Consider the following 23,818-nt stretch of genomic DNA (forward strand, 5'->3'; position numbering starts at 1 on the left):
ATGAACCTGCTGCGGCGCGGCGGCTACCGCTCGATCCGACGGGGGCTCCGGGAACTGGCTTACGACATCAGAGGGATGCTGGCGTTGGGCGGGGTTCAGCTCGCGGGAGCGAGGTTGGAGTGACTTTCAGGCAACCCTGGCTCAGAACAGAAGGCGAGTGGATCAACGCTTGGCTACTTGATGCCAACCACCATCGAGTCAGGACCGACCAGTGGCTCGACCCAGGTTGAAGAAAACCCAGCTTCGCGCATCCATCCAATGCAGTCAGCCCCTGTGTAGTCGAAGCCACCTGACGTCTCGATCAGCATGTTCAGACTCATCATCAAGCCAAACGCATTTTCTGAGCGGTCATCATCAATAATTGCCTCATACACGACAAGGGAGCCACCAGCAGGCAGGGCGTCGAATGCTTTTCTGATCAGCATCTTCTTGGTTGGCAGATCCCAGTCATGAAGGATGTGTCCCATCAGGATCACCTCAGCCGGAGGAATGTCGTGGGTGAAGAAGCTGCCCGACACGAAAGTCAGGCGGTCTTTGACCCCGAGGACCTCGATGTACTCCTCCAAGATCGGCGCCACTTCGGGCAGGTCGAAGCCCTCTCCCCGAAGATGAGGATTCGCCAGCACGATCTGCACCGCAAGATCACCCTGCGCAGTGCCCACATCAACAAATGTATGGTAATTCTTCCAGGGAAAAGTCTTTGCGATCTTCATGTTCGCGCCGTGACTGATCCCTGACATTGCGGCGAGGAATTCTTTGAGACGCGACGGATCTGCATACAGGATTTCGAAGAGTCCGGGACCGCCAAACTTGGATTCATTCTGCGGTTGCCCGGTTCGAAGCGCTTCCGTGAGATTGCTCCAGAACGGATAGAGGCGGTGGTTGGCCATCTCGAGGATTCCCCCCAGATACGAGGGCTTGTTTCGGTCGAGGAAGAGGTCCGTTTCAGGGGTGTTGGAGTACCCGTCGTCTGTGCGGGTCAAGAAGCCCAACGCCACCAGTGCATCGAGGAAGTCACGGGCTGAGCGTGGATGCAGGCCAAGGCGGCCGACCAGTCTGTCGAGGCTCTCTGGGCCGCGGGAGAGTTCGCTGAACAGACCGATTTCAACGGCGCTCAACAACGTTTTTGATGCCCAGAACGCGAGGCCAGTCTGGAGGATTTTATCTGGAGTCAACTGCTCATTCATGCTTGGCACCCGCCTGTCAGATCCAATGAGATCCAAGTCTGCCAGAAACAGCTAGCCGCATCGCCATCAGCCATGGGCTCGGGCGCGTCGGCGGCAAAGGAGGGTCATGCGGCACCGGATTCCTACATGCATCATGGCCTTGTGGCGGAGGCGAGCACCACGGGCATGGGCACTTCGTAGAGTCTTTCCCGCTTGTACTCGCCTAGTCTTTCGGAAATCGTCGCGCGTATCCTGGGTAGTAGTTCGGACGCCTGCGCTTTGAGCGTCGCTGCCGCACGCACCGACCCTTGCAGAACGGCCTCAATCGCGTCGTCGGGAGAAGTAAGCCGCCAAATCTGAGGTTGGACAATGATCTTGATGGACCCGAATCCAGCGGCAGCGAGTCTATTGGTGGACTCGACGGGATCACTGAAAAGAAAGAAATTAGGACCTTGCGGGAGCCCGACGTTCATTGTTCCATGTTCCTTCACCGCCTGATACACCGCTCCGAAGCCCACGGACCGCTCGGGGGCGTCATAGACAGTGAAAGCGAACTTTCCTCCTTTTCTCAAAACCCGAAATGCTTCGCCGATCGCCGCATCGGGATCGGAGAAGTGAGGCATCCCAATGCTGTTGATCACGCTGTCGAAAGTTTCGCCCGGAAAAGGGAGAGACGTTCCATCTCCTTCCTGGAAAGTCGCTGCTGGATAATGCGCTCGCGCCAATTCAACTTGAGCTGCGGAAAAATCAATGCCGGTGGCTAACGCTCCGCGTTCTGCAGCCAACCCGGCGCCATAACCGGCACCGGTGCAGACGTCCAGAATCCGAGTGCCTTTGCTTACAGCGGCAGCATCCAGCAACGCTTCGATCGATTGCCGCGTAACGGCCCCGAAGTGGTGATCGTATGTTTCGCAGATGCTTTGGTTGCTCCAACCGGCGTACTCAAAGTCGCGAAAAGTTGGTGTTGGGATTGGTGTTGGTGATGGTGTTTTCATGGCGATGGCTCCCCGTAACCCAATAAGCTCTCAGCGCCCGTTCACGATCAACCGCGCGCAGATGCTCAGAGACGATAGGACCATCCTTCCCTTGAAACATACAAGCGACGCGAAATTGATCGGGATGTCCTCCAGTTGTCAGTGGAGCAACGATGAACGTTCCCCAATGGGCCTTGAGCTCATCTGGGGACACGGCCAGCCAGCCTGGGGTTCCCCAGCCAAGCGGCCTACGCTCACCGCAGGATCAGCGGCAGACCGCACCTGAGGCCTGAGTCCGGCATGGACCTCTTCGAACACCAATGGAGCACCTACCGCCGGGTAGTGGATGCCGATCTGATGGAGCACCAGGCGCTCTCAGCGGCAACCTCGACGGCCATCGAGGGCTGGCTGGCTGAGCGACCGGAAGGTCAGCCACCACCACGCATGGTCGATCTCGGCTGTGGCGATCTCGCCCTGCTGGCGTCTCTGCTGCGCCGTTTACCCCTGGGCTCCTACCTGGGGCTTGATTGTTGCGCGCCCGTGCTGCCCCGCGCCGCTGCCCGGTTGAAGGACGTGCCCTACCCCTGCAGCTGGCGCGCGCAGGACCTGCTCTCCTGGGCGCTCGAGCCAGGCGCCAACGAGAGCGGCCCGGTGGATCTGCTCCACAGCTCCTTTGCCGTGCATCACCTCAGCGACGAGCAGAAAGGCCAGTTTCTCTCGGGGGCGCACTCTCAGCTGGCCCCCGGCGGGATGCTGCTCTGGGCCGACGTGTTCCGGGAATCCGGCGAAAGTCGCGACAGCTATCTGCAGCGCTATGTGAAACGCATCCGCCGGGGCTGGCATGCCCTCCCCGCCGAAGAAAGTCAGCAGGTGATCGATCACCTCAGCAGCTTCGATCACCCCGCCGATGCGGCAGCCATCCAGCGCACGGCAGAGGCCTGCGGCTGGGACTGGCAGTGGCTCTGGCGCGGACAGCACCGGGCCGAAGCCCTCGCCAGGCTCACACCCCGCTGAATCAACTCAGGCCTGATCAGATTCCAGGATGATGATCGCCAACACTCCCACCACCATTCCCACATACTGCTGCTTGCTGATATTCTCGCCGTAGATCAGCCTTGTCGCCAGAATCAGCGTGATCACATTGAAAACCACACAGATGATTGATGCTGTAGCGATATTTCTATAGCGAAAGGTATGGGCAAGGACGGCCATGCCCACCGCATAGATCATCATGCCCAGCCAGAAAGCCGGTCGATTCTCCTTGATAATCCAGGTCTTGATGGCGAGATCACCGAGAGTGAGAATTACTCCTCCAATCAGGAGCATCACTGTTGGATGAAAACCCATGCGCCTTAATTCAGTGACCGAAGACTGCCAAGGCAATGATCATGCTGCGCACAAAATCCAAGCCGCACTCCATTGAACCAGTCACCGTCGAGAGACTGAGGCTCTCAAGCTTGATGCCAACATTCCGCAAACTCGGTGCGTTGGCCCTCAGGGGCGAATCTCGACCGGCGTGCCCACAGCCGTGCGCGAAAACAGCCAGCGGGCCGTGGCGCTCGTGGTGCGGATGCAACCGTGGCTGCGGGCCACGCCGAAGCACTGACCGGCCCTCTCCTGCCAGGGGGCTGGATGCAGGCAGAGGCGATCCGGAACCAGGCCGCCGCCACTGAGACACATCACGTTCGGCACGGCGGGGATGCGGTAGTCGGGCCCCACCAGCGGCGTTTCGCTGTACTTGCTGCCGATCTGAAACCGCCCCGTGGGGGTTGGCGTTACAGGGCTGCCCGTGGAGACCAGGGCGGCGTAGAGCAACCGTTGCTGGTCGTCGTAGGCATAGAGCTTCTGCTCGGAGAGATCGATCAGCAGCGCCGCCACGAGCTCCAGCATCAAAGGGGCTGCCGCTCAGCTGTGCTCCCGCAGGAAGGCCACGCTGCTCTCCAGCTCCTCAGCAAAGCGGTCGATCTCTGCGAATGTTGTGGTGAAGCTGAGGCTGGCGCGCGCCGAACCGCTGATTCCGTAGTGGCGATGGAGAGGCTGGGTGCAGTGATGGCCACTGCGGATGCAGATGCCGCTGGCATCCAGCAAGGCGGCGAGATCGTTGGCATGGAGACCTTCCACCACGAAGGCGGCCAGGGCGCCACGGTCGGGCTGTTGCTGGGGAGTGGGGCCCAGCACTCTGAGCCCGTCGATCGCCTGCAGCCGCTGGAACAGATGGGCGGTGAGCCGCTGTTCCCAGGCATGGATGCGATCAAGACCAAGTGCACTCAGATAGTCGAGCGCCGCACCCATGCCCACGGCTTCACCGATGGCCGGGGTTCCCGCTTCGAACTTGTGGGGCAGCTCCGCCCAGGTGCTGTGGTCGAGGTACACATCCTGGATCATTTCGCCACCACCCAGGAACGGCGGCATCGCCTCGAGCAGCGCCTCACGCGCCCAGAGGAAGCCCATGCCCGTGGGGCCACAGAGCTTGTGGGAGGAGCCCACCAGGAAATCAGCCCTGAGGTTCTGAACGTTCACCGGCAGGTGCGGCAAGCTCTGGCAGGCATCCACCAGCAAAAGGGCGCCGGCGGCGTGGGTGAGCTCGGCAATCGCGCTGATCGGGTTGTGGCAGCCCAGGGTGTTGCTGATCTGCACCACGCTCACCAGCCGGGTGCGCTCGCTGATCTGACTGCGCAGATCCTCGAGATCCAGTTCACCGCTGGCGGTGAGGCCGGCATGGCGCAACCGGGCACCCGTGCGCTCAGCCAGCTGCTGCCAGGGCACCAGGTTGCTGTGGTGCTCCATCACCGTGAGCAGGATCTCATCGCCAGGGCGCAGAAAGGCGTCACCCCAGCTGCGGGCCACCAGGTTGATCGCCTCGCTGGCATTGCGGGTGAACACGATCTCCCGGGGTGTGGCAGCACCAACGAAGCGGGCGGTCTTGTCGCGGGCGCCTTCGAAGGCATCGGTGGCCCGGGCGCTGAGCTGGTGGGCCCCCCTGTGCACGTTGGCGTTGTCGTGGGTGTAGTAGCGCTGCAGGGCATCGAGCACCGCGCGGGGTTTCTGGCTGGTGGCGGCGTGATCGAGATAGATCAGGGGCTGCCCCAGGCAGGCCTGATCCGCCAGCAGCGGAAAATCAGCGCGGGTGAGGGCCGCCAGATCATCAGGGCCGGCCTGGGCAGAAACAGAAGAATGGTCAGCGGCCTTGATCAGGTCGGCGGGCTTGGAGAGGGGGGCGGAGGCGATGTACGGCATTGTGATCAGCCCTCCCCCAGCAGACGCTGCAACGGGCTCCAGGCGGCGGCCGCACCAGGCAGCGCGCCCAGCACTTCCTCGCAGAAGCCACGCTTGAGCAGCCCGGCGGCCACGGCTGCCGAGAGCCCCCGGCTCTGCAGGTAGAAGAGCTCATCGGTCTGGAGCCGGCTCACCGTGGCGCCATGGGCGCAGCGCACGTCGTCAGCCACGATTTCGAGCTCCGGCTTGGTGTCGATGCGGGCCTGGCTGGAGAGCAGCAGGTTGCGGCTGAGCTGGGCAGCCTTGGTGCGCTGGGCGGCCCGGGGCACCTTCACGGCCCCGTTGAACACGCTGTGGCCTCGGTCGTCGGCGATCGCCTTGTGCAGCTGATCAAGCTGCCCCTCCGGACCGCGGAATTCCACACGGCTGTGAGTATCCACCAGCTGCTGGCCTTCGGCCAGTTGCAGGGCCTTGAGGTTGGTGGTGGCCTCGCCGTCCACCTGAACCACCCGCGGCTCGAAGCGAGAGAGCGCCCAGCCGTGGCTGGCCCAAACCGACTCCAGCCGGCTGCGGGGCTCCTGCTCCACCGCCAGGTGAGCCAGGAAGCAGGCCGGGCCCTCACCCAGGGCCAGCAGACCATGGCGCAGCTGTGATTCCCGGCCCAGATGGGCTTCCAGCACAAGGCTCGAGAGGCTGGCACCGGCTCCGAGCTGCACCTGAAGCACATCGAGGCTGGCTTTCTCCTCCAGCAGCAGCAGCACTCTCACGGGGCGCAGCACTCCATCGCCGGTGGCCTCGCTCACCAGCTCGAGGGTGGTGGCCACCGCACCACTCACCCGCAGGGCCAGCACCCAGGTGGCCGTGGCCTGGTTGAGCTCCACCGGCCAGTGTTGCTCGCAATTGCAGGTGGCAAGGGTGTGGCCCAGAGCCTGCTGCACCTCCTCACTGCTCAGAAGCGAGATACCGGCAGGCAGGCTCTGGCCGGCCAGCGGATCCCCGGGGGCATCAAGCCGAAGACGCAGCACATCAGCTGCTGGCTCAGGCCATGACGAGGGGGAAGAGCTGGTGGTCGGCTCGGGGGCCGGGGCAAGGGCCGTGAGCGGCGCCAGGTCGGTGAAACGCCAGTCTTCCTGGCGGCGCGAGGGCAACGGCTGGCGGGAGAGGGCCTCGCGGCCACGCCACTGAACCGCTTCCATCTCACCGGCCGGAGCGGGCAGATGCTGGAGAAAGGAGGTCACCCATGTAGTGGAGGCCACGGCACCAGTGCTGGGGATCGAGGCCACCATCAGGCCACCTCCAGCACGGCCAGCTCCTGGTCCACCCAGTCGTAGCCGCGATCTTCAAGCTCCAGCGCCAGCTCCTTGCCGCCGGTTCGCAGGATGCGGCCACCGGCCATCACATGCACATAGTCGGGAGTGATCACATCCAGCAGGCGCTGGTAGTGGGTGATCAGGAGGGTGGCGTTCTCGGGGCTGGCGAGATGATTCACACCACCGGCCACAATGCGCAGGGCGTCGATGTCGAGGCCGGAATCGGTTTCATCGAGGATCGCCACCACGGGATCCAGCAGAGCCATCTGCAGAATCTCGTTGCGCTTCTTCTCTCCGCCGGAGAAGCCCTCATTCACGCTGCGATCCAGGAAGGCCGGATCCATCTGCACCACCTCCAGACGCTCACGCACCAGATCTTCGAAGGCGAAGGTGTCGAGCTCTTCCTCTCCTTTCTCGAGCCGACGGGCATTGGTGGACACCCGCAGGAACTCGAGGTTGCTCACCCCAGGGATCTCCACGGGGTACTGGAACCCCAGGAACAGCCCCAGCCGGGCCCTCTGCTCAGGTTCGAGATCGAGCAGGTCAGCGCCGCGGTAACGCACGCTGCCGCCGGTGACGGTGTAAGCGGGATGCCCCGCCAGCACCTTGGAGAGGGTGCTCTTGCCGCTGCCGTTGCGGCCCATCACGGCGTGGATCTCTCCAGCCTTGATCGTGAGGTTCACACCCTTGAGGATCGGCTTGTCCTCCACGCGGGCCTGAAGGTCAACGATCTCGAGGAGGGTATCGGCGTCGGGGCGAATCACAGCTGACGGAACAAGGGAAAGAACAAAGAAAGGAGCCAAGCTCCAGGGGGACAAAACCTTTGGCCAATGGCCGGGACTGTTTCAGCCCACCGAGCCCTCCAGCTTCAGGGCCAGGAGCTTGTCGGCCTCAGCAGCGAATTCCATCGGCAGCTGATTGAACACATCCCGGCAGAAACCGCTCACCATCATCGACACCGCCTCCTCAAAGCCGATGCCTCGGCTCTGCAGGTAAAAGAGCTGATCTGCGGAGATGCGGCAGGTGCTGGCCTCATGCTCCACATTGGCCTCCGGTTGCTGAGAGCGGATGTAGGGGTAGGTGTTGGCGGCCGCCTGATCGCCGATCAGCATCGAATCGCACTGGCTGTAATTGCGAGCTCCCTGGGCCTTGGGGCCGATCTGAACCAGCCCCCTGTAGCTGTTGGATGAACGGCCGGCACTGATGCCCTTGCTCACGATCGTGGATCGGGTGTTGGGACCCACGTGCACCATCTTGGTGCCCGTATCGGCCTGCTGACAGTTGTTGGTGAGCGCCACGGAATAGAACTCACCGACCGAATGGGCCCCCTGGAGCACGCAACTGGGATACTTCCAGGTGATCGCTGAACCGGTTTCCACCTGGGTCCAGCTGATGTGGCTGCGGTCGCCTCGGCACTGGCCACGCTTGGTCACGAAGTTGTAGATGCCGCCCACACCGTTCTCATCACCCGCATACCAGTTCTGGACAGTGGAGTATTTGATGGTGGCATCATCGAGAGCCACCAGCTCCACCACAGCAGCATGCAGCTGGTTGGTGTCGAACATCGGGGCGGTGCAACCCTCCAGGTAGCTGACCGAGGCACCTTCTTCAGCAACGATCAAGGTGCGCTCGAACTGACCCGTATCGCCGGAGTTGATGCGAAAATAAGTGGAAAGCTCCATGGGGCATTCCACGCCCTTCGGGATGAACACGAAGGATCCGTCACTGAAGACAGCGGAATTGAGCGCCGCGAAGAAGTTGTCGTTACAGGGAACGACAGTGCCGAGATAGCGCTCGATCAACTCGGGATGATCCTTGACGGCCTCGCTGATCGAGCAGAAGATCACACCGTGCTCGGCGAGCTTCTCGCGGTAGGTGGTGGCAATCGAGACGCTGTCGAAGACTGCATCAACAGCAACATTGCTGAGCCGCTTCTGCTCGCTGAGGGGGATGCCGAGCTTGTCGAAGGTTTCCAGCAACTTCGGATCCACCTCATCCAGGCTGGCCTTCTTCTCCTGCTGACGGGGAGCGGCGTAGTAAATGATTTCCTGATAGTCGATGGCCGGGTGTCCGATGGACGCCCAGTCGGGCTCCTCCATGCGCAGCCACTGCTGATAAGCCCGAAGGCGAAAATCAAGCAGAAACTGAGGCTCGTGGTTCTTCGAGGAAATCAGCCGGACGACATCTTCACTCAGACCCTTGTCGATCTTGTCGGTTTCGATGTCGGTGACGAAACCATATTTGTATGGCTGACTGACCAGATCATCGACGCTGGTGGAGCTGCTCATGGTGGTCAGGCGGCAGGAGGTGCAGTGTGGGCCTTGATCTCATCGAGGCCGATTGTATGACCCTCTCCACGGAAGGGATTGTCTTCGGTGAGGAACAGCATGCAGTGGCACTCCTTTCGCTCCCGCATGGGCACGCAGGGGCAGTTCCAGAACGCCTGCTCCGCTTCGGCCTGCTTGTCTTCGTAGTGGCGGCAGGGACAGAGGGCCGCGCCCAGTTGCTCCTTGTGGCGGGCCAGCCCTTCGAGCACCACCGCAGTCACCCCGGGATCGCTGCAGAAATAGGTGTCGGTCCGCTTGGCGTAGGCCTCGGCGAAACGCCGGATCAACTCCAGGCTTTCACTGCTGGGGGCGGCCGTGGCGGAGGGGGCGTCGGACATGAATTCAGAAAAACGAGGGAGTCACCGAGGCGTGGACGTGTCCCGCGGGCGGAGGCAAGGCGCCGACGGAACCCAGCGGCGGAAGAGCGGCGGGGCGCTGACGGGATGCCGGGCGGAAATCAATGACCGAACAGGCCGTGCCACTGAATTACGAAACTCAATGGTTTCGTTACCAACAACCTTAGGACAGCGGAGCTGGGGATGGGTCTGAGGCCATTGTGAACGGCCTCAACCCCAACACCCGGAGGAGCGTGGCAAGGTGTGGAGAAGGTTCGCGACCGGACGAACCGGGCTGAGTGTCCGATGAGCGCCTCCACCCAGGCCCCAACCCGAGAAGCAGCACTCGCCCTTCTTCTGCGCCAGGGCGAGGCCACAGCCGCTCAGCTGGCTGAGCTGCTCGGGGTGTCCGTCCAGATCATGCGCCGCCACCTTCGCAGCCTTGAAGATGATGGCCTTGTGGCCAGCAGCCCCAGCAGCGAAGGGCCAGGCCGACCCAGCAACCACTGGCATCTGACGGCCGAAGGGCACGACCAGTTTCCCAACGGCAGCGAGCATTTCGCCCTCGGACTGCTCACCTCCATGGCCGACAGCCTCCCGGCCGACACCGTTCAGACCCTCCTGCGCCAGCAGGCCATCGCCAAAGCCCACGATTACCGGCGTCAGATCGGCAGCGGCTCCCTGCTCGAGCGCTTGGAGCGGTTGGTGAAGCTCCGCTGCAGCGAGGGCTACGTCAGCGACTGTCACCCGGAGTCCGATGGGCTCTCCTGGTGCATGAGCGAATTTCACTGTTCCGTCTCCCGCCTGGCCGAACAGTTCCCAGTGCTCTGTGACCAGGAGTTGCAACAGATGCGCCACACCTTCCCCGACTGCAGCGTCGAGCGGGTGCACTGGCGGCTCGAAGCCGGCCACTCCTGCGGATTCCGCATCACCCCTCGCCTGGATGGTGCTCCCCTGCGCTCCCACGATGGCTGAGGCCGAGACCGGTCCGTTGGATGCCAGCGACCTGGCCGCCCTCGAAGCCACCCTTCTCCCCAGCCTGGAACGCCACCACCTGCGCCTGCTCGCCCACTGCCTTCGAACCCTCCAGCAGGTGGCCGGCAGCCGCACGGGGCCCCTGCCCTCCAGCTCCGCTCTGGCCGCCTGGAGCGCCAGGCACAGTTCCCTGGCACATGATCCGGAATTTCAGCAGGTGTTCCTCACCCAGCTGGAACGTGGGGCCGGCCAGTTGCAGGAGCTGGCGGCCCAGCGGGGCTGCGAGCTTCTCGCCCTCGAGATCCATGACCTGATCGCCTGGGCCGAGGCGGAAGCCAGGGCCCGGCTCAGCCTCTCCAGCCAAGCCCCACCACCAGGCTGACCCCAGCCAGGGCTAGCAGCGCCGCCACCAAACCGCCGAAGCCCGGCCGGTCCCCCTCCAGCCCCGCCAGCGGCAGGGCCAGCACCGGAGCGGTGGCCAGCAGGGCCACGGCCAGTCCGGCAGGAAGGTGCTGCAGGGCGGTCTGCTGCAGCACGATGCCGCCGCTGGTGCCCAGCAGGGTGGCCAGCAGCACCAGGGGCCAGCGCCGCCGCAGGGGGCGCGGACGCAGGCCAGGGGGAGGCAGCCGCCACAGCAAAGGCAGCATCACGACAGCCGCGGCCGCCAGGCGCAGGGTGGCCGACTGCAGCGGTGGTAACGCCGAGTCCCGCAGAGCCGCTCGCGAGAGCAGAGCACCGGCACTGCCGCAGACCAACGCGGCCAGGGCCAGCATCAGCCCCAGCCGCTGGCCCTCCAGGGGCAGGGGCAGCCCGGCCGATCCCCCTGCCGGAGGCTGCTGGCGGGCCACCAGGGCCACCGAGAGGCAGATCAGCACCACCCCCAGCCCCTGAGGCCAGCGGGGCCACTCAGACAGGAAAAGGGCCCCGCCCAGCAGCGAGAGGGCCGGGCCACCGGCTTCGAGGGTGAGGGCGCGACGGGTTCCAAGCCGGCGCAGGGCGGCGAAGTAGAGGCTGTCCCCCAGGGCGATGCCGATCACACCGCTGGCCAGCAGGAACGCCAGGGCCAGCGGTGACACCAGCCAACCACCCATCAGCAGGACCGGCAGTTGCAGCCCCACCGCCAGCAGATTCTTGACCAGGTTGAGCTGGGTAGCGCTCAGGGAGGTGGCCAATCGACGCCAGAGGCTGCTGGAGACCGCCCAGCAGAGGGCCGCGGCCAGGGCCGCCACGACTCCTGTTGTGGCCACAGGGCAACAGCTGGGGCAAGGGAGTTGCGATCATCGCTGCAGCCGTGCTGCTTCCGTGAGCGTCCCGATCACCGATGCCCTCAGTTTCTTCAGGCTCAGCTGCGGGCGCTGGCGCTCCCAGCGCACCAGCCACCACCTGTTGCACCGGCGTGCCGAGGCCGGCGGATCCCTGATCGAGGTCAACGAAGTGGCGGCTGGCGATCCGCGCCTGCGGGCAATCGCCGAGCTGCACGGCCAGGACCCCACGGGCCTGGTGGGGGGCTGCCAGGTGCGCTGGAGCGGCTCGATGGCCTGGGACAAGGCCGGCGAAGCCCACCAGGGGGAGTCGGTGTTCGGCCTGATTCCCACCGACACCCACGGACGCGCGGGGCTGCTGCTGCGCGACCGGGGCTACGCCGAGACCGCCCCGGTGGCAGGCCACTTCCGCATGGATGAGCGCGACGGCCTGCTGCTCACCACCGCCTACGAAACCATGAGCAGCCTCGAGCGTTTCTGGTTCCCCAATCCCAACCTGCGCCTGCGCACCAGCACCGTGGAGGGGCTCTCCAACACCGCCTCGTTCTGCATGGAGAGCCGCTGCCTGGAGGCCAGCACGGCCGGAGATGGCCGTGCTGAGGCCAGCCGTGGCCCCCTTGTCTCCGCCTTCGGCTGGTAGTGCGCCACGCCAGCGCCGGTGGCCGCAAACGTTACGGACTGTGAGCCCTGTCGCCCCTGGCGGGGATCGATCGGGGCTGACTTCTACGATCCACAGCGACGGATGACGATGTTCGCGTGGCGATCCCGCTTCTGAAGTACGCACCCACCAGCCAGAACTCTCGAGTGAAGGCGTTCCGTGTGGGCTCCGACGAGGATCCGAAAGGCGTCTCGCTTGACAAGGCCTTCGACCGCAACGCCCAGAACGTGGTGATCGAAGCGGCCTACCGTCAGATCTTTTTTCACGCCTTCAAGGTCGACCGCGACACGATCCTTGAGTCTCAGCTGCGCGATGGCCAGATCACCGTGCGTGATTTCATCCGGGCGCTCTGCCTCTCGGACACCTTCACCCGCAGCTTCTACAACCTCAACAGCAACTATCGGGTGGCCCGCCACCTGGTGGAGAAACTTCTGGGCCGCCAGGTGTACGGCAAGGCTGAGGAAATCGCCTGGTCGGCCGTGATCATGACCAAGGGCGTCGCAGGCGCCGTGGATCAGATCCTCGACAGCGACGAGTATCTCGATAATTTCGGCTACGACATGGTGCCCTATCACCGCAACCGGGTGGTGGGCTCCAGGGAAGTGGGCGAAACCCCGTTCAACATCACCTCACCGCGCTACGAGGCCTACCACCGGGGCATTCTGGGCTTCCCCCAGATCGTCTACACCGGCACTGCCAAGACCCTGCCCAAGTGGGCGAGTCAGCGGCGCGGCGGCTTCCCCGAGGATTACCTCCCCTGGGTGCGTTCCCTGCCAGCCCTGCGCACCGGAGCCGCCTCATCAGGCAACACCGGCATGGACTACCTCTCCAAGGTCCCTTACCGCAGCGTCGGCCGCTGAGCCAACCGCTCCATCGACCCTCCGATACCCCTGGAGAACGGCGGCTCACACCGCCGTTTTTTGATGGGCAGCCAGCAAGCTGCCAGTCAGGTGTTGCTGACGGAGGGAGGCAGGGTCACCGAGATCGGGGCAGTTGACCCCAGACTGATCCCAAACGAAATCCGGAGAAACGGTGACTCAGGCTCTCTCGTCCTTGGCTCGCATGACCCTGCGTCAGTTGCGCCAGATCGCCAGTGACCTCGGCGTGAGTCTGTACAGCCGCAAGTCGAAGGACGAGCTTCTCAACGAGATCAGCAGCGTTCACGGCGAAGGGGATCCCTCCGCCCTCAAACCCTCAAAGGCAACGGCTCAGGCCTCTGAGAGCCTCTCGGCCATGGAGGCAGGCTTCACTCCGGCTCCCCGCCCCGACGCTGAGACCAGGGTCGTGTTCCTTCCCCGCGATCCCCAGTGGGCCTATGTGTTCTGGGAGATCGCTGAGGCTGAGCGCAGCAAAGCCCAGGAGGCCGGCGCCGGCCAGCTCTGCCTGCGGGTCGCCGATGTGACCGGGCTGGCCCAGGGCGACTCTCACCCCCACACCCTCCAGGAAGTGCCCGTCGACAGCCATGCCACGGAGTGGTATCTGCCGGTACCCCTGAGCGATCGCGATTACCGCGTCGAACTGGGCTACAGGAAGCACGGTGGCGGCTGGCTGTCCCTGGGCTTCTCCTCCGTGGCTCGGGTGCCGGCTCTCCATCCGAGCGAGCAGATTCTCGATCAGTTCGTTCCTTTCTCGCTTGAAGCGGCCCCCAGCGACACCGCTTTAGCCAGCCATCCCCCAGGCAGCCCCCAAGCAGCCGTGGCCGACAGCGGCCTGCACGAGCGCCTCTACCAGACCGCAACGCTGCGCTGGAAGCATTTCGGACGTGGTTCCGAGGCTTTTCACGAACTCGAGGATTCCTCGACGAGTTCCGGCCTGCGAGGCCTGCACGATTCAGGTATCGGCCTCTGGGCCAGCGGCCGCAACGAATCGGGCATCGGTGGCGTCGCGCCCCGTCAACGCTCCTTCTGGCTCGTGGCCGATGCTGAGCTGATTGTGTACGGAGCCACTGATCCGGCCGCGAAGCTCACGATTGGCGATGAGGAAGTTCCCCTCTCCTCCGATGGCACCTTCCGGGTGCAGGTGCCCTTCCGCGATGGCAAGCAGCTTTATCCGATCCAGGCGGTGGCAGCCGATGGCGAGCAGAAGCGCAACATCACCCTGAGCTTCGAGCGCACCACCCCTGAAGACAACAGCAATCCCTCCAGCCAGGCCGTGGCCGAGTGGTTCTGATGCGAACCCTCGTCGCCTTCACCCCTCTGGCCGGCAGCCTCGCCCTGCCCTTCCTGGTCCCCGTGCTGATGGTCAAAGTGGGCATCGGCACGGCCGTGGGAATGGCGGTGCTGGTGAGCACCCTCTGGTTTGTGCTGATGCTGCGGACCGCCCAGATGCCCGGCCACCACTGAGATCCGCCCGGCTCGGCTCCTGTGGCCTGGGTCCTGAGGGATTCAAGAGCTGAGCGGCTGGGAATTCTTGGGGAGCAGCAGCGCCTCAGTTGATGGGTCCCCCGCCATCCTCCAGATCTCTCCATGGCGTGAGCGCTTGGCCAGCCCTGCTGGCCGGAGCGATCGGCCTCGCTCTGAGTGCCTGTTCCGCCCCTGCCCGAATCCTGGGGTCAGCTCCGGCGGATCTGCCCCTGCCGGCTGGGGTGGAGGTGGCCTTCAACCATCGCGCCGACCGTCACTACATCAGTCCGATCAGCGGCGAACGCCGCAACGGCGACGACCTGGAGCATTTCATGCTCGAGACGATTGAGCGGGCTGAGAGCGACATCCAGGTGGCCGTCCAGGAACTCTCCCTGCCAAAGGTGGCCGAAGCTCTGGTGCGACGGCAACGCCAGGGCGTGCGGGTCCGGGTGGTTCTGGAGAACACCTACAGCACTCCCTTCAGCGACCAGGTGCCCACCGGCCTGAGCTCCCACCAGCTCGGGCGTTACCGCCAGTTGCTGGCACTCGCTGATTCCGACCGCGACGGTCGTCTCAGCATCAGTGAGCGCGATCGGGGCGACGCCCTCCGCATCCTGCGGCAGGGCCGCGTTCCGATCATCGATGACACCGCCGATGGCAGCGCCGGCAGCGGCCTGATGCACCACAAATTCATGGTGGTGGACCAGCGCTGGGTGCTCACCGGCTCCGCCAACTTCACCGCTTCGGGAATCCACGGGGATCCTGGCGCTTCCCGCACCCGTGGCAACGTCAACCATCTGCTGCGCTTCGAGAGCAAGGAGCTGGCCGCACTCTTCAGCCAGGAATTCAGCCGGATGTGGGGGGATGGGCCCGGCGGCCTGGCCGACAGCCGCTTCGGCATCACCAAGGAGCAGGGGGGTGTGCAGGCCGTGATGGTGGGCCCCACCCGGGTCGAGGTGCTGTTCGCTCCTCACCGCCGCAAGGATCCCAACCACGGCCTGGCACTGCTCGATCAGCGCCTGGCGGCGGCCCGGCGACGGCTCGATCTGAGCCTGTTCGTGTTCTCGGCCCAGGAACTGGCCAACCGCCTGGGCGAGCAGCAGCAGCGGGGGGTGGCGATGCGGGTGCTGGCCGATCCAGGCTTCGCCAGCCGTAGCTTTTCGGAAGTTCTGGATCTGCTGGGGCTTTCGATGCCGGATCGCTTCTGCAAGCTGGAGCAGGACAACAACCCCTGGAAGCAACCGATCCAAGGGGTGGGAACACCCCGCCTGGCACGGGGCGACAAGCTGCATCACAAGTTCGCCGTGATCGACGGGCGAACGGTGATCACCGGCTCGTTCAACTGGAGCCCCTCCGCCGCCCACGGCAATGACGAAACGCTGCTGATCGTGGAGTCATCCCAACTGGCGGGGCACTTCACCCGGGAGCAGGATCGGATGTGGCAAGGAGCGGAACTGGGAATCACGGCCCGCCTGCAGCGGAAGCTGGAGCGCATCCACCGAACCTGCGGCCGAGGCACGCCGCGGCCGCAGGCCAGCGCAAGCCAGCAGCCATGACGCCAGCCACCCCTGCCGTGGTGATCGTGGGTGCCGGCCCCGCCGGGGCCTCCCTGGCCATGCTGCTGGCTGAGCGGGGGGTCCCGGTGACCCTGGTGGAAGCGGCGCGGGATGCTCAGCGCCGGTTTCGCGGTGAGGGGCTGATGCCCTCTGGCCTGGCCGCCCTGGAGGCCATGGGGTGCGGCCCCCTGCTGACCCGCCTGCCCCACCGGTCCCTGAGCGGCTGGTCGTTCCAGCTGCATGGCCGACAGCTGTTCCGGGTGGAGGAACCGCTGGGGAACGGACCTCCCTGCACGCTCGTCTCCCAGCCAGCACTGCTGGATGCCCTGGTGGAGCGGGCCAGCCAGGCGAGCAACTTCCACTGGAAGCCGGGGCTCGCGGTGGTGGACCTGATGCATGCCCGGGAGCGCATCACGGGAGTTGTACTCAGCGATGGCAGCCGGCTCGAAGCCTCCCTGGTGGTTGGCGCCGACGGCCGCTCCTCCCTGGTGCGGCAGCGGGCGGGGCTGGAGCTGCAGAGCCAGAGCAGCCCGATCGACCTGCTCTGGTTCCGCCTTCCCAGCCACCCCCGCTTTGAAGCCGACAACGTCTTCACCATGCTGCTGGGGGAGGACGGCAGCGCCTGCAGCGTCTTCCATGGCGCCCTGCCGGGTGAACTCCAGCTGGGATGGGTGCTCAGCCCTGGCGAGCGGATCGAGCGCAGTCCTCAGGACTGGGGCGAGGCCTTCGCGGCCATGGCGCCCAGCTGGCTGGCCGATCACCTGCGACGGGTGGGTCCGGCCATCAGCGCCCCGCTGAAACTCTCGGTCCAGGTGGGCTGCTGCCCCCGCTGGCAGCGCCCGGGTCTGCTGTTGCTCGGCGACGCCGCTCACCCGATGAGCCCGATCCGGGCGCAGGGGATCAACATGGCCCTCCGCGATGCGCTCGTGGCCACCAATCACCTGCTGGCCCCGCTGATCCGCGGCGATCTCGCAGGGATCGACACCAGCCTGGAGCGCATCCAGGCGGAGCGATTCCCGGAGATCCTGCGTGCCCAGGAGCTGCAGCAGCAGGAGGCACGCCAGGCCCAGCTGCTGCGTCGATCCCCCCTGCTGCGCAGCATCCTGGTGCAGCTGGCTCCATGGCTGGGGGAGCGGATCGGGAGTTCCTGGAGGCAGCGGCAGATTCCCCTGCGGCAGGGCCTGGCCCCGGTTCGGCTGACGGTCTGAAGCGTCGGCATGATGGAGGCTGTTGTGCGCAGCGCTTCGATGGCCCGATCACGCCTTGCCGTCACGCTGCTGAGTGCCGCGCTGTTTGCTGCCCCCGGGCTGGGCCGGAGCCCAGCCCGGGCCGACGACAGCTTCGCCCTCTATCCGAGCAACGAAACGCTGCGGCAGGTGCAATTGGCCGCCCTCGACTGCGGCCGGGAGAACACCGCCCCCACCTGCGAGCGGGCCCGCAATCTGGCGGATCACCTGATGGATCACCCCATGCTCTCGGGCTTCTGCAAGGACGCCCTCTGGGGAGTGGTCCAGATCGCCGTGTCCGGGCCGGACAACAGCCTGAGCCGGCGCGATGGGATCGACACCGCCGCTGATCGGGTGGTCAGCAGCTGCCTGAAGGTGAGCAGGCCCGTGGCCAAGGACGGCCCCGCCGGGCCTGGATCCTCAGCCGGTGGGCCCGGGGGAGGATCCGGAGGTGGGCGACCATCCGGTTCGGGCTTCGGCTTCGGATCGAGTGGCCCCTGAGCTGATCGGGGCCACAGCCAAGGCGGTGGTTCCGATCAGCTCAGGGGGCTGAGGCCACGGGGGTTTCCGAGAGCCTCAGCAGCTCCTTGGCGGTGCGCTCCATGAAATCCATCGACCAGCCAGTGGTGACCACCGCCTGATCGGCCAGCTGACAGAGGGGGGAGCGATCACCCTGGGCCTCACAGCTGGAGGAGAGGCCGAGCAGGGCATTGGTGAGCTTGCCGGTGAGGCAGCTCGGGGTGCCCGACTTCGCCAGAACGGCCGTGGCCGCCTTCCGGGTCACGCTGATGGCCTGGGGCATGGGCGATGCGGGTGCCGCCCCCATCACGCCGGCCTGGGCAGGGGCGATGGCCAGGGCCACAAGGGGCAGGATCAGCCCGTAGACCCGTCTCGGCTTGGCTGAAGGGATGGCCATTGACCCTGTTGATCACAACGTGGTCGCAGGCTAGCCAGTTGGCCGCAGCGTGCCAGTTGGGGCCTGGCTGCAGGGCTAGCGTGGGGCTTCCTCAGGTTGGCCCCCATGACCAGCAGCGCCTCCTCCGATGCCTCAGCCGCTGCAATGGCCGCCACTCCCTCCCCATCGCCATCCCCATCGGTTCGCCAGGTGTCCCTGAGCACCCCCTTCACCGACCAGAAACCAGGCACCTCCGGCCTGCGCAAGAGCAGCCGCCAGTTCGAGCAGCCCCACTACCTGGAAAGCTTCGTGGAAGCGGTGTTCCGGGTGGTTCCCGGTGTGGCGGGCGGAACCCTGATCCTCGGCGGCGACGGCCGCTACGGCAATCGGCGGGCGATCGGCGTGATCGCCCGCATGGCCGCTGCCCATGGCGTGGCCCGCCTGATCACCACCACCGGCGGCATTCTCTCCACCCCCGCCGCCTCCCACCTGATCCGGAAGCACCAGGCGATCGGCGGCATCATCCTCTCGGCCAGTCACAATCCCGGTGGCCCCGAGGGAGACTTCGGCGTCAAGGTGAACGGCGCCAACGGTGGGCCGGCCCCCGAATCGATCACCGATGCCATCTTCGCCGCCACCACCGCGTTGGACGGCTACAGGATCGTTGACGCCGAGACGCCATCGCTGGACGTGCCAGGAGTCCATGCCCTGGGCGACCTGCGCATCGAAGTGATCGACGGGGTCGATGACTACGTCACCCTGCTGCAGGGCCTGTTCGATTTCGGCGCGATCGGAGAGCTGCTACGAGGCGACTTTCCGATCGCCTTTGATGCCATGCATGCCGTCACCGGCCCCTACGCCAGCCGGCTGCTGGAGGGGCTGCTCGGCGCGCCGGCCGGCACGGTGCGCAACGGCACACCTCTGGAGGATTTCGGCGGCGGTCACCCCGACCCCAACCTCACCTATGCCCATGAGCTGGCCGAGCTGCTGCTCGATGGCGACGCCTACCGCTTCGGGGCCGCCTGTGATGGTGATGGCGATCGCAACATGATCCTGGGCCACCGCTGCTTCGTGAACCCCAGCGACAGCCTGGCGGTGCTGACCGCCAACGCCACCCTGGCCCCCGGCTATTCCTCCGGGCTGGCGGGGGTGGCCCGCTCGATGCCCACCAGCGCGGCGGTGGATGTGGTGGCACGTGATCTGAACCTCCCCTGCTACGAAACCCCCACGGGCTGGAAATTCTTCGGCAACCTGCTCGATGCCGGCCGCATCACCCTCTGCGGTGAGGAGAGCTTCGGCACCGGCAGCGACCACATCCGCGAGAAGGATGGGCTCTGGGCCGTGCTGTTCTGGTTGCAGATCCTGGCCACGCGCCGCTGCACGGTGGCCGAGGTGATGACTGACCACTGGAGCCGCTTTGGCCGCCACTACTACTCCCGCCACGACTACGAAGCCATCGCCAGCGACAGGGCCCATGGTCTCTACGACCGCCTGAAGGGCCTGCTGCCCTCCCTGGTGGGGACAAGTTTCGCCGGCCGCAGCATCGCCACCGCCGACGACTTCAGCTACACCGACCCCGTGGATGGCTCCCTCACCAGCGGCCAGGGCCTGCGCCTGCTGCTGGATGACGGCAGCCGCGTGGTGGTACGCCTTTCCGGCACCGGCACCCAGGGGGCCACCCTGCGCCTCTACCTGGAGAGCTATGTGGCTGCCGGCGGCAACCTCGATCAGGATCCCCAGCAGGCCCTCGCCGATCTGATCACCGCCGCCGACCAGCTTGCCGAGATCCGCAGCCGCACCGGCATGGAGCGGCCCACGGTGATCACCTGAACCCTGAATCCGTAGGCCCTCACCTCCACAGGCCGTCAGGGACGCCCTTTGGAGCGGCCTCCCCCTCGCAAGACGGGTTGGCGGTACGCCGGATCCGGATTGGTGACCTGCAGCTGACGCACGGTTTCGATCGCCATGCCCGCCAGGGTGCCAAAGGCACCCAGCAGCAGCCGGAACCAGAACATGGCGTAAGAGCTCACCGTGACAGGCGTGTTGGCCACGATCGCCTGCAGAAAAAAGCTCACAGCCAAGCCGAACAAACCACCCACCAGGCCGACCAGAACGATGCGGCGTCCTTTGAGGGGCTCCGGCGAACTGGACATCAGGACAACGGCGATGGAACAGCTGGGGGAGGTGTCTTGTCGTCACCGGAGACAACCAGCCCCTTCATCACGACATAGAAGACTGGAACAACGAACAGCGAGAGCACGGTGGCCACCATCAGGCCACCGAACACCACCGTGCCGAGGGAGGCCTGACTGCGTGCACCAGCACCACTGGCCAGCACCAGGGGCAGGAAACCGAACAAGGAGGAAATGGCCGTCATCAGGATCGGCCGAAGGCGGGATTCGGCCGCCTCACGTGCGGCCTGGATCGCCGAGGAACCTTCGGCCATGCGCTGATTGGCCAGATCCACGATCAGGATTCCATTCTTGGCCGCCAGGCCGATCAGCATCACCAAGCCCACCTGGGCGTAGATGTTGAGCACTTCACCCCTTGCGGCCAGGAAAGCGAGGGCTCCCAGCATCGCGGTGGGCACTGTCATCAGGATGATCAGTGGATCACTGTAACTTTCATATTGCGCGGCAAGCACGAGATACACAACCAGTATGCCGAATCCGAAGATCACGATGGCAAGGGCGCCTGCCTTGACTTCCTCTCTTGAAAGTCCTGTCCAGTCGAAACTGAGACCATTGGTCCCCAGCTGTTCAAAGGCATCGGTCATACCTTTGATGGCCTGACCGGAGCTGCGGCCAGGAGCTGGTGAGCCTTCAACCTTGATTGAACGGTACAGGTTGAAATGGGGGATCACCGACGGACCAGTGGCAGGCTCCACCGTGAACACCTCTGCAAGCGGGACAGGCTCGCCGATGCGGTTGTTCACGAACAGCGATTTGAGCTGTTGCGGGGTGGCCCGAAATGGAGCATCCGATTGCACATAGACGCGTCGGATCTTGCCCTCCTGGAACGTGTCGTTAATATATGCTCCTCCGAAGTAGAAGGTGAAAGCCTGCATCGCCTGGCCATAATCCACGTTCAAGGCCGCCAGCTGATCTCGATTCACACTCACCTTGAGCTGGGGGGACTCTGGCGTGAACTGCGTGAACACCCTGCTAAAAATCCCCGTGGGCATTGCTTTGGCGATCAGCTGATTGGCATTCGCAAAGAATTCTGGAAGGCTTAAGGCTCCGCTGCTTTGATCCAGCATTTGAAACTCGAAGCCACCAGAGGTTCCGTAGCCTGGAATGGCTGGTGGCTCGACCACGAAGATCCTGCCCCCATCAATCGCCGCCATCTTGCGGTTCAACCGTTCCACGATGGCGTCCATGAATTGATCGGGATCAGGACGATCAGACCAGTTCCTGGTGCCGAAGAAAAACAGTCCCTTGTTGGGAGCATTGCCATCCAGGCTGAAGCCACTGATGATCACCGCCGTACTGATGTCCTTCTCAGTACGCAAGATCTCGGCAACCTGCTTGTTGATGACCCGGGTATTTTGTTCCGAGGCGCCGTCGGGGGCCTGCACAAAGCCGATCGCATACCCCTGATCCTCGATCGGCACGAAACCAGAGGGGATCGATGTGAAGGCCACGCCCGTGAGGGCGATACCACCCACCAGGAACCCCAGGATCAGGACACGATGGCTGAGCACCCATCCCAAACCCTTCTTATAACCTCCTTCGCCGGCTGCGTAGAGCTTGTTGAAACGCGTGAAGATCGGCTCGAGAAAGAAACCAAGCGCAAGTCCGATCAGCGCAAAGATCAGAACGGAGAACGGCTGGGTCACACCACCCAGCACCAGACCGATCATCGCCGCCCCGACGGTGAAAGGAAGCCGCAGGGGCAGTTGGGTGATCAACCCCAGCAGGTAACCCAGCAAGAGGCCCACAACCACGGCCCCCAGCACCTGCAGGGCTCCTTCGCCACTCACCAACAGCCCATAGATGAAGCCAATGGAGGTTCCTGCGATGGCGTAGGTGCGCCGCCCGGGGGGGGTTCCATCGCGGGCGAGCAGCAGGGCCGAGAGCATCGGCGAGAACGTCAGGGCATTAAAGGTAGAGATCGCCACCGAAAAGATGATCGTGGCGGCAAACTGCTTGTAGATTGTTCCAGTAGCCCCTGGGAAGAAAAGAACAGGAAGGAAAACCGCGAAGAGCACCAGCGAGGTGGCGATCACAGCACCGAAGAGTTCATTCATCGTGCTCATCGCTGCCTGAACAGCCGTCATCCCCTGGCCCTTCTTGGTAGAGGTGTCCTCAATCACTGTGATCGCATCATCCACCACAAGGCCGGTGGCCAGCACCAGGCCGAAGAGAGTGAGCTGGTTGAGTGAAAAGCCAGCCACCTTCACGAACATGAATGTGCCCACCAGTGCCACAGGGATGGCAATCCCAGGCACCAGGGTGGCCTTCCAGTTCTGCAGGAACAGAAAAAGGATCAGAACAACGAGCACCACAGCATCGCGCAGGGAATTGGTGACCCCCTTGATCGAGGCATTGATGAAGTCGGTGGTGTCGTAGATCTTCTCGATCTTGATTCCAGGCGGAATCTCGCGGCTGAAATCATCCAGCACATCCTTGACACCCTGAGACACCTCAAGAGCGTTGCTGCCACTCAACTGGTAGACGAGCAGACCCACGGAGGGGACCGCTTCCAGATCGGTGGCGTTGGCATCGTAGGTTTCAGCCCCCAGATCCACACGACCCACATCCCGCAGCCGTACCAGACCACCTTCTCCGGTACTTCGCAGAATCAGATTGGAAAACTCCTCAGCGCTGCGCAGCCGCCCCTGCAGCTGCACCGTGAACGTGAACTCCTGCCCTTCTGGAGCCGGCTCCCCCCCCACCTGGCCCGCAGGCACCAGCCGACTCTGGCTGCGCAGGGCATCGACGACATCAGCGGAACTGAGCTTGTTGGCGGCGAGACGATCTGGATCGAGCCAGAGCCGAAAGGCCAGCTTACGATTGCCGGCGAAAGCGACATTGCCCACCCCTTTGACACGCTTGATCCGGTCAGTGAGTCTCTGGTCGAGCAGGCCGCTGATGAACTCCGTGCTGTAAGGATTTTTCGCATCCTCACTTCCAAAGTTATAAACAAGAAGAATGGAGTTTGAGGCCTTGTTAACTACAACACCAGACTGCCTGACCTCTTCGGGAAGCTGGGGCTGGGCCAACGCCACCCGGTTCTGAACATTGACTTGATTGATGTCACCGTCAGTTCCGCTCGCAAACGACACGGTGATGGCGCTGGTCCCAGAGGCGGCGCTGGAGGAAGTGATGAAGTCCATGTTCTCCACCCCGTTGATCTGTTGCTCCAGCACATTGGTGACACCTTCCTCAACGGAGATCGCGTCGGCGCCGTTATAGGTGGCATTCACCGTCACGGTGGGAGGTGCGATGTCGGGAAGATTTTCAACCGGCAGCAACGGAATCGAGATCAGACCACCGATCACAATCAGCAGACTGCAGACGACGGTGAGAACCGGCCGCGTGATGAAATTGTCGGAAGCGGACATCTGGCTTCTG

General features: G+C 64.2%; 25 protein-coding genes. 11 read left to right on the forward strand and 14 right to left on the reverse strand.

The window, feature by feature from the left end; genetic code table 11:
- Nucleotides 1-173 precede the first annotated feature (173 nt).
- From KQ297_RS01295 to KQ297_RS12780, 3 genes are all read right to left on the reverse strand, one after another.
- Nucleotides 174-1,187 carry an acetylserotonin O-methyltransferase gene (locus KQ297_RS01295; RefSeq protein ID WP_259737831.1) on the reverse strand — a complete coding sequence of 338 codons (1,014 nt, stop codon included), beginning with the start codon at nt 1,185-1,187 and terminating at the stop codon, nt 174-176.
- A 131-nt stretch (nt 1,188-1,318) separates the two neighbouring features.
- Nucleotides 1,319-2,161 carry a class I SAM-dependent methyltransferase gene (locus tag KQ297_RS01300; RefSeq protein WP_259737832.1) on the reverse strand — a complete coding sequence of 281 codons (843 nt, stop codon included), beginning with the start codon at nt 2,159-2,161 and terminating at the stop codon, nt 1,319-1,321.
- On the reverse strand, nt 2,109-2,354 hold the full coding sequence (locus tag KQ297_RS12780; RefSeq protein ID WP_399250969.1) for a type II toxin-antitoxin system PemK/MazF family toxin: 246 nt from the start codon (nt 2,352-2,354) through the stop codon (nt 2,109-2,111). The genes KQ297_RS01300 and KQ297_RS12780 overlap by 53 nt, the downstream gene beginning before the upstream one ends.
- 86 nt (nt 2,355-2,440) lie before the next feature.
- Between KQ297_RS12780 and KQ297_RS01305 the strand changes: the two genes are divergently transcribed.
- A complete protein-coding gene (locus tag KQ297_RS01305) occupies nt 2,441-3,154 on the forward strand; it encodes a trans-aconitate 2-methyltransferase (protein WP_259737833.1) in 714 nt (237 codons plus the stop codon).
- Between the two features lie 6 nt (nt 3,155-3,160).
- Here the strand turns inward: KQ297_RS01305 and KQ297_RS01310 are convergent, their stop codons facing one another.
- From KQ297_RS01310 to KQ297_RS01340, 7 genes are all read right to left on the reverse strand, one after another.
- A complete protein-coding gene (locus tag KQ297_RS01310) occupies nt 3,161-3,487 on the reverse strand; it encodes a hypothetical protein (RefSeq protein ID WP_259737834.1) in 327 nt (108 codons plus the stop codon).
- A 147-nt stretch (nt 3,488-3,634) separates the two neighbouring features.
- Nucleotides 3,635-4,030, reverse strand: a complete 396-nt coding sequence (locus tag KQ297_RS01315; RefSeq protein WP_185466761.1) for a L,D-transpeptidase — start codon at nt 4,028-4,030, stop codon at nt 3,635-3,637.
- A 15-nt stretch (nt 4,031-4,045) separates the two neighbouring features.
- Nucleotides 4,046-5,377 carry a SufS family cysteine desulfurase gene (locus KQ297_RS01320; RefSeq protein ID WP_259737835.1) on the reverse strand — a complete coding sequence of 444 codons (1,332 nt, stop codon included), beginning with the start codon at nt 5,375-5,377 and terminating at the stop codon, nt 4,046-4,048.
- A gap of 5 nt (nt 5,378-5,382) precedes the next feature.
- Nucleotides 5,383-6,642: a SufD family Fe-S cluster assembly protein gene (locus KQ297_RS01325; protein ID WP_259737836.1), complete on the reverse strand. Its 1,260-nt coding sequence runs from the start codon at nt 6,640-6,642 to the stop codon at nt 5,383-5,385.
- Entirely contained in the window at nt 6,642-7,430 is a 789-nt protein-coding gene (gene sufC / locus KQ297_RS01330; protein ID WP_185466759.1) for a Fe-S cluster assembly ATPase SufC, read from the reverse strand. Before sufC ends, KQ297_RS01325 begins: the two co-directional genes overlap by 1 nt.
- A gap of 81 nt (nt 7,431-7,511) precedes the next feature.
- Entirely contained in the window at nt 7,512-8,954 is a 1,443-nt protein-coding gene (gene sufB / locus KQ297_RS01335) for a Fe-S cluster assembly protein SufB (protein ID WP_259737837.1), read from the reverse strand.
- Between the two features lie 5 nt (nt 8,955-8,959).
- Nucleotides 8,960-9,331, reverse strand: coding sequence for a ferredoxin-thioredoxin reductase catalytic domain-containing protein (locus KQ297_RS01340; protein WP_259737838.1), 372 nt, complete (start codon nt 9,329-9,331; stop codon nt 8,960-8,962).
- Nucleotides 9,332-9,634: 303 nt separating this feature from the next.
- Here KQ297_RS01340 and sufR point away from each other — a divergent pair, with 303 nt between their 5' ends.
- Nucleotides 9,635-10,303, forward strand: coding sequence for an iron-sulfur cluster biosynthesis transcriptional regulator SufR (gene sufR, locus KQ297_RS01345; protein WP_259737839.1), 669 nt, complete (start codon nt 9,635-9,637; stop codon nt 10,301-10,303).
- Nucleotides 10,296-10,685 (forward strand): hypothetical protein, encoded by a 390-nt coding sequence (locus tag KQ297_RS01350; protein ID WP_259737840.1) that lies wholly within the window; start codon nt 10,296-10,298, stop codon nt 10,683-10,685. Before sufR ends, KQ297_RS01350 begins: the two co-directional genes overlap by 8 nt.
- On the opposite strand, the gene KQ297_RS01355 is transcribed toward KQ297_RS01350, so the two are convergent.
- Nucleotides 10,651-11,550, reverse strand: a complete 900-nt coding sequence (locus KQ297_RS01355) for a DMT family transporter (RefSeq protein ID WP_259737841.1) — start codon at nt 11,548-11,550, stop codon at nt 10,651-10,653. The two genes, KQ297_RS01350 and KQ297_RS01355, sit on opposite strands and share 35 nt — an antisense overlap.
- A 55-nt stretch (nt 11,551-11,605) precedes the next feature.
- Here KQ297_RS01355 and KQ297_RS01360 point away from each other — a divergent pair, with 55 nt between their 5' ends.
- From KQ297_RS01360 to KQ297_RS01390, 7 genes are all read left to right on the forward strand, one after another.
- Nucleotides 11,606-12,205 (forward strand): phycobiliprotein lyase, encoded by a 600-nt coding sequence (locus tag KQ297_RS01360; RefSeq protein WP_259737842.1) that lies wholly within the window; start codon nt 11,606-11,608, stop codon nt 12,203-12,205.
- A gap of 116 nt (nt 12,206-12,321) precedes the next feature.
- Nucleotides 12,322-13,083 carry a phycobilisome rod-core linker polypeptide gene (locus KQ297_RS01365; protein WP_259737843.1) on the forward strand — a complete coding sequence of 254 codons (762 nt, stop codon included), beginning with the start codon at nt 12,322-12,324 and terminating at the stop codon, nt 13,081-13,083.
- Between the two features lie 202 nt (nt 13,084-13,285).
- A complete protein-coding gene (locus KQ297_RS01370; RefSeq protein ID WP_259737844.1) occupies nt 13,286-14,392 on the forward strand; it encodes a DUF4912 domain-containing protein in 1,107 nt (368 codons plus the stop codon).
- The gene (locus tag KQ297_RS01375; RefSeq protein ID WP_185466752.1) at nt 14,392-14,565 is read left to right on the forward strand and encodes a hypothetical protein; all 174 of its coding nucleotides are present in this window, start codon (nt 14,392-14,394) and stop codon (nt 14,563-14,565) included. The genes KQ297_RS01370 and KQ297_RS01375 overlap by 1 nt, the downstream gene beginning before the upstream one ends.
- Nucleotides 14,566-14,693: 128 nt before the next feature.
- Nucleotides 14,694-16,121: a phospholipase D-like domain-containing protein gene (locus KQ297_RS01380; protein WP_259737845.1), complete on the forward strand. Its 1,428-nt coding sequence runs from the start codon at nt 14,694-14,696 to the stop codon at nt 16,119-16,121.
- Complete coding sequence (locus KQ297_RS01385; RefSeq protein WP_259737846.1) at nt 16,118-17,329, forward strand: FAD-dependent oxidoreductase; 1,212 nt, start codon at nt 16,118-16,120, stop codon at nt 17,327-17,329. The genes KQ297_RS01380 and KQ297_RS01385 overlap by 4 nt, the downstream gene beginning before the upstream one ends.
- Nucleotides 17,330-17,368: 39 nt before the next feature.
- Nucleotides 17,369-17,848: a hypothetical protein gene (locus KQ297_RS01390; protein WP_259737847.1), complete on the forward strand. Its 480-nt coding sequence runs from the start codon at nt 17,369-17,371 to the stop codon at nt 17,846-17,848.
- 40 nt (nt 17,849-17,888) lie between these two features.
- Here the strand turns inward: KQ297_RS01390 and KQ297_RS01395 are convergent, their stop codons facing one another.
- Nucleotides 17,889-18,263: a hypothetical protein gene (locus KQ297_RS01395; RefSeq protein WP_259737848.1), complete on the reverse strand. Its 375-nt coding sequence runs from the start codon at nt 18,261-18,263 to the stop codon at nt 17,889-17,891.
- Between the two features lie 144 nt (nt 18,264-18,407).
- Between KQ297_RS01395 and KQ297_RS01400 the strand changes: the two genes are divergently transcribed.
- Nucleotides 18,408-20,072 carry an alpha-D-glucose phosphate-specific phosphoglucomutase gene (locus KQ297_RS01400; protein WP_259737877.1) on the forward strand — a complete coding sequence of 555 codons (1,665 nt, stop codon included), beginning with the start codon at nt 18,408-18,410 and terminating at the stop codon, nt 20,070-20,072.
- 35 nt (nt 20,073-20,107) lie between these two features.
- Here the strand turns inward: KQ297_RS01400 and KQ297_RS01405 are convergent, their stop codons facing one another.
- Complete coding sequence (locus KQ297_RS01405; protein WP_259737849.1) at nt 20,108-20,395, reverse strand: hypothetical protein; 288 nt, start codon at nt 20,393-20,395, stop codon at nt 20,108-20,110.
- On the reverse strand, nt 20,395-23,808 hold the full coding sequence (locus tag KQ297_RS01410) for an efflux RND transporter permease subunit (protein WP_259737850.1): 3,414 nt from the start codon (nt 23,806-23,808) through the stop codon (nt 20,395-20,397). Before KQ297_RS01410 ends, KQ297_RS01405 begins: the two co-directional genes overlap by 1 nt.
- Nucleotides 23,809-23,818: the final 10 nt, after the last annotated feature.

Source organism: Synechococcus sp. CS-205, from assembly GCF_025128255.1.
Taxonomy (GTDB): Bacteria; Cyanobacteriota; Cyanobacteriia; order PCC-6307; family Cyanobiaceae; genus Regnicoccus_A.